The organism is Microcystis sp. M53603_WE2, assembly GCF_030065435.1.
The window spans coordinates 1-6,907 of record NZ_JASJFF010000231.1 but is presented as its reverse complement, the minus strand read 5'-3'; the positions used below and the strand labels follow the sequence as shown (position 1 = coordinate 6,907).

Genomic DNA, 6,907 nt, shown 5'->3' with positions numbered 1-6,907 from the left:
GGAAATTTAGGCACTTTTTCCCTGAAAATTAGGTAATTGGCCACCTCAAAACTGGTAAAACCCCACACCCCACACCCCACACCCCACACCCTGCCACCACCGAAAAACTTTTTGCCGCAAACCCTATTTATTCATCGATCAAGACAGTTGTGCTACTGCATTGAGAGCATAACTTTTAGTAATAAAAGGAGAAGTCATGGCTGTTAAAAGTCCTCCGTAATCAAGATTAAAACTGACTTCGCTTCCTACTTTTAACCTCTTGTTATGACTATCAAGAACTAGATGATCGCTACTAGAACCTAATATTTTTATCTCCTGACTTGTTTGTAATCCAGAGATAAGAATATCCTGTCTTCCTAATGCAATAATAACTCGACGGTGAATGCCTTGGTCGATAAAGCTGGGAACATTACCAAAAGCATCTCGACCAATTTCTCCAGAGGGTAGAGATGGTTTATCTTTGGATTCGATTACTTCAGCAATTAACCGAAAAGCATCGGTATATAAGCCAGGTATCACTTGTCGATTAACTGTTTCACAACCTAATAAAATTGATTCTCCTAAACGCAGATTATTAATCCGACCAACTTCGCTACTTTTTTGATACCATTGATAGTTAGCAGAATTGCCTCCTGAAATAATCGGTAATTTTATTAAAAATTCCTGCTCAATTGTATCTGTTAACACAGATAATTTGCTCATATTATGGCTATCAGGTTTAATACCTCCATAACAAGCCAAATTACAACCCAGTCCAATAATTTTGATAAAGGGAAAAGCGAGGGTCTTTTTGATGAACTTGACCAGATCTTTCGGCAGTACACCTTCGCGTAAATCCCCTAACTCCGTCATGATAATAATGCGGTGTATTTTTTGCTTTTCTTGAGCATAATAGGAAAGTTCCTGAATTGTTGCTAATTCGGTATTTAAGCTGATATCTGCAATGTTAACCACTGATTCTGCTTGACTCAAGGCAGTACGCAACAGAACAAAAGTTGTCACTATTCCTGCTTGTTTCATTTTGAGAATATTTTCGATTCGAGAGTCAGCGATAAAGTTGACTCCACCTTGAATCATCGCCAAGGCGATCGAGGGATCACCCAAAATCGCTTTGGAAACTCCCATCACAGAAAGTCCCTTGCTACCGTAGAATTGGCAGAGTAAACGAGCATTATGGCGTATTTTCGGGAGAGAAATCTCGATTCTGGGTAAAAGGTCTTTCATCAGCCTATTTGCTCCCAATTGCGGGAATTGCAGCTAAAATTTCCCCTTTGATTTTCCGGTTTAATTTCGGAAAGCGATCGCATAAAGCTTGGACTAATTTCTCACATCCGTGTAACAAAACATCAGTAGTCGGTAACTGAAAATCTCGCTCATATTTGGCAATAATACGCTCAGTGGCTGCCGTGGTGAGATTTTCGTGATTAATCGCAATAGCGATAACTTTAGCGGGAGAAATTGCCTCAATTAGTGAAATTTCTTCCTGTAATTTTGGCATGGCTAAATGAGGAAAATCACAGCGAAATTTTCGGGCTGGGGGATGTTGTAAAATAATCCCATCGGGCCTACTTCCTTTCAAAATTCCCAGGGAACTCATAAAAGCAGGATGACTCAGAGAACTTTGTCCTTCCACTAAAATAATATCGGGTTTTTCTTGCTCAAAAGCTTGAACCACAGCATTTTCAATTTCACCGATGACAAATTGAGAAACCAAAGCATCGATCGAAACCCCATATCTTGCTCCCTGCATCAAGCTAGTTTGTCCAGTAGCGACTAAGACAGACTTAATACCCAAGCCTTGGAGAGTTTGATTAACTGCCACCGCAGTGGTCATTTTTCCGCAAGCACAATCGGTTCCTAAAAAGGCAATAACGGGTATATTTACTTGGGAAATTTGCCCAGTAAATACATGAAGATCAGCTAATTGTGGTGGTTTACGAATGTCTGTAATTTGCACACCATACTGACTAGCTTGCTCCCTAAATTCTAAATCCTCGGAGAAGAATTGATGCAAACCATTAATAATCTCCATTCCTTGTGCCATTGCTTCTAAAATTAGCAGCCTTTCTAGGGGGGGAATAAACGCTTCTAAGGGTGCTTTGCCGTAGATATAACAATTGGGAACATCTCTAAGTTTTTCTAAGGCTGTTTGTAAATTGGCAAAAATGGGAATATGATTTTTTTTGTCTCCTAATGCTTCTCCCGCATCTTTTCCCGCTAAGGAACTATCCAGCACTCCAACAATTGTATATATTTCTGATTGTCTGATCAAGCCAGCTGCCGTTTTTCCGTCCACACGTCCAAACTGATTTTCACAGTAAATTAAAGCCGTTTTTTTCGTTGATACCACTTTCTTAATCTCCTGAATATTAGATAATTGAAATTTCACTCCTAACTCCCAGTAAGTAGGGAGGCACAATTATTTGTAGGATGGGTTAGCGGTAGCGTAACATTAGCGGGCGTTGGGTTTCATGCTTCAACCCAACCTACGTTCATCTTATATTTAATTCCACCCACCTACTTAAGACTATTTATTCTTCTTCTTCTTCTATAGCATAATTATCTGGATCGATAATATCGTCTAGTTCTTCTAAGATTTGCAAATCGGGATGAGCATCAGATTGACGTAATTTTAATCTTCCTGTCCGTTCTAACCAATGGAGAAGGGTTTCTTTGGAAGTTATCTGCATAACAGGAATTGCCTGATAGCGAGGTTCTTGACTAAGAGAAGGATTAAATTTCATACCTGTTGAATTTCCTTTGAGAAGTTAACTCTATTGGTTGTTCTATTGTTGATCACGAAGCAACCCACAAAAAACTGAAAAAAATTGTCAAGTTTAGCAAAGTAAAAAAGTTCAGCTGTCAGATTTACTATTTGGACAGATAGATAGAGTCGGTTCCAATATATGCTCCCGATACTTGGGATGCAGACTCTATGGTGTAAATTAAAGTTTTCCTGTCTCGCTCAACTTAAATGTCAATCCTACGGTTTTTATCTAGCTAACGGAAAAGGTGATTAATAACACCAAAGCAACCAACAAAACCGCCCCTACTCCTTGCAAAATATACCATTTTTGCTGTTCTAAAGATGGGGATTTTGATAGATAAATCTTGGGTTCGCTACCATAGTTATTGATGATTCCTTCATCATCTACTGTATAGCCCTCTGGGAGAGGTATATTAAGTGATGGATAGTTTTGCCCGTTTATATCTAGTTTAACCTCAGCAGGAATTAATTCACTTCCATCGCTTGGGGAATAGACTGTCGCACCTGTCTCTTGATTAGATTTAGTAGAGTAGTGCATGATCATCTCTCTTCAAAATCTGAGTATAACACAGAATAAGGCGAAATGGTTTTTAGGCTAATTTTTTCCTAGGGCTTTAATCAGCAAATTTGGCTAATGTCGGCAAATTAAAGCAAAAAATATGATTTTATAACTTGACAAAGCTAGATAAAAACATTTAGTCAACTCGCTATTCACTTTTTAGCATACCAGCGCCATAAAACTCGCGCTAAACGTTGGGGATCATGACTAACTTTGGCAGTAACTTCATCTTCTGCCATTACATTCGCTAAAACAATGCGATAACCCATTTTTCCCACCTCCTCGCGGTCTAAAAACACAGGATGACTATGCTCTTGGGCGTATAATTGCAGAGATTGGGGCGATGGTGCAGTTCTTTGGGCTAAAACTGCATCAAAGACGCGTTCCTCGCAGACTTTTTCGATCGCCCGAATATGATCAGCCACCGAATAATTATCCGTTTCCCCCGGCTGGGTCATAATATTACAAACATAGACACGGGGGACTGTCACCTGTGCTAGGGCCTGACGAATTGCGGGAACCAACAAATTAGGGATAATACTGGTATAAAGACTACCCGGCCCGATAATAATATAATCTGCCTCCTTGATTGCCGCTAAAGCAGCCGGTAAAGCGACCGGATCGGCAGGATGACAGCCAATCTGACGAATTTGCCCCATAGCTTCGGTTATCTTCGATTCTCCCTCAATAATGCGCCCATCGGCTAACTTAGCCCAGAGACTAACATCGGTAAGGGTAGCAGGTAGCACTTTGCCGCGAATGGCCAAAACTTTGGCACTAGCATCGATCGCCTGTTCCAGATCGCCGGTAATCTCGGTCATAGCGCTGATAAATAAATTACCAAAACTGTGGCCCGATAAACCATCCCCGGCATGAAAGCGATATTGAAACAATTCCGTTAATAACTTTTCCTCATCGGCTAAAGCGGCGATACAATTGCGAATATCCCCCGGGGGTAAAATGCCCATTTCCCGACGTAATCGGCCCGAAGAACCGCCATCATCAGCTACGGTGACAATAGCGGTGATATTAGAACTATACTGTTTTAAACCGCGTAAAAGCGTCGATAAACCCGTACCGCCACCGATGGCCACGATTTTCGGGCCGCGATGGAGACGACGATGGGTGCGTAGGAGATCAACTAATTCCTCCGATGCGTCCGGTTGTAGTGCTTCTGTAATCGTTTCGACAGTGCGACTCTGACCCCAGAATAACAAAAAGACACCCAACAAAACCGCCAGCGGCCCGGAAACAGAATTAGGGACCAAACGGGCGATCGTTTCTAATGCTTGGGAAACAAACTCTAAAAAGCGATTAACTGGGGTTAATTTTACCCAAATAGCCAAACCGAAGGAGGTGAGAAAAACACCGGTTAAACTGATTAAAAGCCAGCGTTTGACAAAAATACCGGGAGAAAGCCATTTAAACCAACGATTAACCCGTTTAGGCGTTTTTCTGCCCACAGAAGCGGCTATTTTTCCCTTCTGAGCGTTGAGTTCCCGTAGCGTCTGTTTAAATGGACTCATAGATGTGGCCTGGCAGCGAACGCATTGATTCTGGAGAGACTGTAGCCGAAAAAGGGGACAAACTCAAGCTGACCTAACCTCCCACTTGGGAATAGGCCGCCTCGGAAATTGTGGGAATATCGGCGTATTTGCCGATAACCGACTGTATAATGCTGTAAACACAGGCGGCAAATGCTCCCAAAAAGACGACGTTAAAAAGAGTTTCTACCACTAAATTCGCCCCTAAACCCCTAGCGACGAAACCTAAGACCAATCCCAATAAATACACCAAAATCTCGATTAAAATCGCCTGCATGGTGTTAAAGCGGATAAAATGACTGATGCGGGGATTGCGTACCACGGCGAAAAAGAGGACGAAAAAGATAATTAAACTGCCAAAGCTTCCCAGAGAACTATAGAGAAAAGCTAAGGGATATAAGGCTATTGCTAAGGCCGCTCCTAAAAAAGGAATTTGCTGAAAGATAAAGATACCGAAGGCAAAAGCCGAATATAAGGGTAAAAGATATACTAAAGCTGCAAAAATGCGATCTTTTGTATCGGTTGAGCCGCGCCAAGTCATAATCTATTGTCTCCTGAGACTACTGCTAACTCTCTTCAAGATAACCCGGCAGCCCATCAGACTTCGCGTAACTGAAGAAATTGATCGAGGCCGAAGATTGTTAGGCCTCGATCGATTTTTTCTCAAACAGAGACGGGGTGCTTGATTTCCTGTAACAGAGCCAGATATTCCTCCTTAAAATACTTTAGGGTACTTAAAATCGGATTGGGAGCGCTTTGACCAAGACCACAAAGACTGGTTTCTTTGACCATTTGACAGAGATGTTCTAGGTTTTCGAGGTCGTGAATATCGGCCTTTCGAGCGATAATTTTGGCCAATAATTCAAACATTTGTACTGTTCCCGTGCGACAGGGGATACATTTACCACAGGACTCCTCGCGACAGAACTCCATATAGAATTTCGCCACTTCCACCATACTGGTAGTATCATCCATAACCACCATCCCCCCAGATCCCATCATCGAACCGAGTTTGGCTAAGGATTCGTAATCCACGGGAGTATCGAGTAAATTAGCGGGAATACAACCCCCAGAGGGGCCGCCGGTTTGTACCGCTTTCACTTGACCATCGGGAACACCACCCCCCATCTCCTCGACAATTTCCCGGAGAGTAATACCCATCGGCACTTCAATCAGCCCATTATTGCGGATTTTTCCCGTCAAAGCGAAGATTTTTGTGCCTTTACTGCTGGCAGTACCGATATTGGCGTACCAAGCGGCCCCCTCGCGGATAATAGCGGCGATATTAGCGTAGGACTCCACGTTATTAATCAGGGTGGGACAACCATCGAGGCCCGATTGGGCCGGATAGGGGGGACGGGTGCGAGGAGTGCCGCGGCCGCCTTCGATGGAATGGATGAGAGCGGTTTCCTCTCCACAGACAAAGGCCCCCGCCCCGATGCGGATATCTACCTTAAAATCGAAAGTGGACTCGAATACTTGGGAACCCATTAAACCAAATTTTTTGGCCTGATTAATCGCTTTTTGCAGACGATCGATCGCCAGAGGATATTCGGCTCTAACATAGATATAACCATGATCGGCCCCCACAGCATAGGCAGCGATCGCCATTCCTTCCAGGACTAAATGGGGGTCACTTTCCAAAACACTACGGTCCATAAACGCCCCGGGGTCGCCTTCATCAGCATTACAGATAACGTATTTTTGTTTACCCGGTTGTTTAGCCACCGTCGCCCATTTTAAACCGGTGGGATAACCCGCACCTCCCCGGCCGCGCAAACCGCTTTTGGTGATTTCCTCCACCACCTGGGCCGGAGTCATCTCGTAGAGGGCCTTGTAGAGAGATTGATAACCCCCGACGGCGATATATTCCTCAATGCGATCGGGATCGATTTTACCGCTATTTTCCCGGACAATTTTGACTTGATGGGAGAAAAAGGGATGTTTTGAGTCCCCTAATTGCACCTCGGTTTTGCCGCCGTTTAAGGCCGCAATAATGCTGGCCGCACTTTCCGGGGTGACTTCTTCGTATAAGAG

The 6,907-nt window shown here is 43.4% G+C and carries 8 protein-coding genes; 1 reads left to right on the top strand and 7 read right to left on the bottom strand.

Annotated features, from left to right (window positions below; all coding sequences use genetic code 11):
* The first annotated feature begins 36 nt into the window (after positions 1-36).
* The gene (locus PX481_RS05020) at positions 37-207 is read left to right on the top strand and encodes a hypothetical protein (protein WP_288023201.1); all 171 of its coding nucleotides are present in this window, start codon (positions 37-39) and stop codon (positions 205-207) included.
* Here PX481_RS05020 and PX481_RS05015 read toward each other — a convergent pair.
* The 7 genes from PX481_RS05015 to nuoF all read right to left on the bottom strand — a co-directional run.
* Positions 139-1,224, bottom strand: a complete 1,086-nt coding sequence (locus PX481_RS05015; protein ID WP_002762913.1) for an alanine/ornithine racemase family PLP-dependent enzyme — start codon at positions 1,222-1,224, stop codon at positions 139-141. The genes PX481_RS05020 and PX481_RS05015 overlap by 69 nt on opposite strands.
* 4 nt (positions 1,225-1,228) lie before the next feature.
* Entirely contained in the window at positions 1,229-2,389 is a 1,161-nt protein-coding gene (locus PX481_RS05010; protein ID WP_353852181.1) for an N-acetyltransferase DgcN family protein, read from the bottom strand.
* 142 nt (positions 2,390-2,531) lie between these two features.
* Positions 2,532-2,744 (bottom strand): DUF3134 family protein, encoded by a 213-nt coding sequence (locus tag PX481_RS05005; protein WP_002762915.1) that lies wholly within the window; start codon positions 2,742-2,744, stop codon positions 2,532-2,534.
* A 252-nt stretch (positions 2,745-2,996) separates the two neighbouring features.
* The gene (gene psb34 / locus PX481_RS05000; protein ID WP_002762917.1) at positions 2,997-3,305 is read right to left on the bottom strand and encodes a photosystem II assembly protein Psb34; all 309 of its coding nucleotides are present in this window, start codon (positions 3,303-3,305) and stop codon (positions 2,997-2,999) included.
* Between the two features lie 173 nt (positions 3,306-3,478).
* Complete coding sequence (locus PX481_RS04995) at positions 3,479-4,852, bottom strand: gluconeogenesis factor YvcK family protein (protein ID WP_288093847.1); 1,374 nt, start codon at positions 4,850-4,852, stop codon at positions 3,479-3,481.
* Between the two features lie 73 nt (positions 4,853-4,925).
* Positions 4,926-5,411 carry a Tic20 family protein gene (locus tag PX481_RS04990; RefSeq protein ID WP_002762922.1) on the bottom strand — a complete coding sequence of 162 codons (486 nt, stop codon included), beginning with the start codon at positions 5,409-5,411 and terminating at the stop codon, positions 4,926-4,928.
* A gap of 122 nt (positions 5,412-5,533) precedes the next feature.
* The coding region (gene nuoF, locus PX481_RS04985) for an NADH-quinone oxidoreductase subunit NuoF (protein WP_288093845.1) at positions 5,534-6,907 on the bottom strand (1,374 nt) is incomplete at its 5' end.

Excerpts from the sequence above, each read along its gene's own strand:
- PX481_RS05005 (WP_002762915.1), bottom strand. The coding sequence starts at position 2,744 with ATGAAATTTAATCCTTCTCTTAGTCAAGAACCTCGCTATCAGGCAATT.
- PX481_RS05015 (WP_002762913.1), bottom strand. The coding sequence starts at position 1,224 with ATGAAAGACCTTTTACCCAGAATCGAGATTTCTCTCCCGAAAATACGC.
- PX481_RS04990 (WP_002762922.1), bottom strand. The coding sequence starts at position 5,411 with ATGACTTGGCGCGGCTCAACCGATACAAAAGATCGCATTTTTGCAGCT.
- psb34 (WP_002762917.1), bottom strand. The coding sequence starts at position 3,305 with ATGCACTACTCTACTAAATCTAATCAAGAGACAGGTGCGACAGTCTAT.
- PX481_RS04995 (WP_288093847.1), bottom strand. The coding sequence starts at position 4,852 with ATGAGTCCATTTAAACAGACGCTACGGGAACTCAACGCTCAGAAGGGA.